We start from the raw sequence: 624 nt of genomic DNA, 5'->3' as shown, positions 1-624 counted from the left end.
CGCAAGGACGGCGACGCTACGTGATCGACGGCGTGAAGCAGTTCATCACCAGCGGCAAGAACGGCCACGTGGCCATCGTCATCGCGGTGACCGACAAGGGCGCGGGCAAGCGCGGCATGAGCGCGTTCATCGTGCCGACCGACGCTCCGGGCTACAACGTCGCGCGGCTGGAAGACAAGCTGGGCCAGCACAGCAGCGACACCGCGCAGATCAACTTCGACGGCTGCCGTATTCCGCGCGAGAACCTCATCGGCGCCGAAGGCGAGGGCTACAAGATCGCGCTGGGTGCGCTCGAGGGCGGCCGCATCGGCATTGCCGCGCAGAGCGTGGGCATGGCGCGCAGCGCCTTCGACGTGGCGCTGGCCTATGCCAAGGAGCGCCAAGCCTTCGGCGGCTCGATCTTCGACCAGCAGGCCGTGGGCTTTCGCCTGGCCGAATGCGCGACGCAGCTCGAAGCCGCGCGCCAATTGATCTGGCACGCCGCGAGCCTGCGCGACGCCGGCCGGCCGTGTTTGAAAGAAGCGGCCATGGCCAAGCTGTTCGCCAGCGAGATGGCCGAGCGCGTGTGCAGCGCGGCCATCCAGACGCTGGGCGGTTATGGCTACGTGAACGACTTTCCGCTGG

Annotated in this window: 1 protein-coding gene; it reads left to right on the top strand. The window is 67.9% G+C overall.

Going from position 1 to position 624, the window contains the following annotated elements:
- Positions 1-624, top strand: a 624-nt coding sequence (locus tag BMG07_RS40940) for an acyl-CoA dehydrogenase family protein (RefSeq protein WP_198089238.1), incomplete at both ends; no start/stop codon positions are given.

The sequence above is a fragment of the Variovorax sp. E3 genome, assembly GCF_016082275.1.
Classification (GTDB): domain Bacteria; phylum Pseudomonadota; class Gammaproteobacteria; order Burkholderiales; family Burkholderiaceae_C; genus Variovorax.
The sequence above is the reverse complement of the archived record's forward strand: the minus strand, read 5'-3'. Positions and strand labels throughout refer to the sequence as shown.